This is a genomic window from Parvimonas sp. D9 (assembly GCF_035282565.1).
Classification (GTDB): domain Bacteria; phylum Bacillota; class Clostridia; order Tissierellales; family Peptoniphilaceae; genus Parvimonas; species Parvimonas micra.
In genome coordinates this window covers 1-297 of record NZ_JAYKBM010000099.1, presented here as the reverse complement: position 1 = coordinate 297, position 297 = coordinate 1, and the positions used below count along the sequence as shown (strand labels likewise).

Sequence of the window (297 nt, the reverse complement as noted above, 5' to 3'; positions counted from 1 at the left end):
GGTCGCTGGCTCCTTGCCGCAGCCGCCGTCGGTACCATCATTCCGTTGGCGGTAATCTTCCTTAACGAATATGCAGCGCTTGCAACTGCACGTCCTCTTCCGGCAGTTCGTGTGCCGCTATCCGCAAGCTTGTTCGTCCTTGCCATCTCCACGCTAGTGATGATGATCTGCCGAATTATAGACGAGGGCAGGCGACTTCGTGATGATCTGGATGAGATCGTCTAATGCCTGTTGTTGTCAGACTTGACGTGATGCTGGCGCGTCGCAAGGCCCGGTCGAAAGACCTGGCAGCATTTA

Annotated in this window: 1 protein-coding gene; it reads left to right on the top strand. The window is 55.6% G+C overall.

Features of this window, described 5'->3' with window-relative positions:
* Positions 1-225 (top strand): hypothetical protein (locus VJI94_RS08185; protein ID WP_324008994.1); only part of this gene is annotated, 225 nt, incomplete at its 5' end.
* Positions 226-297: the final 72 nt, after the last annotated feature.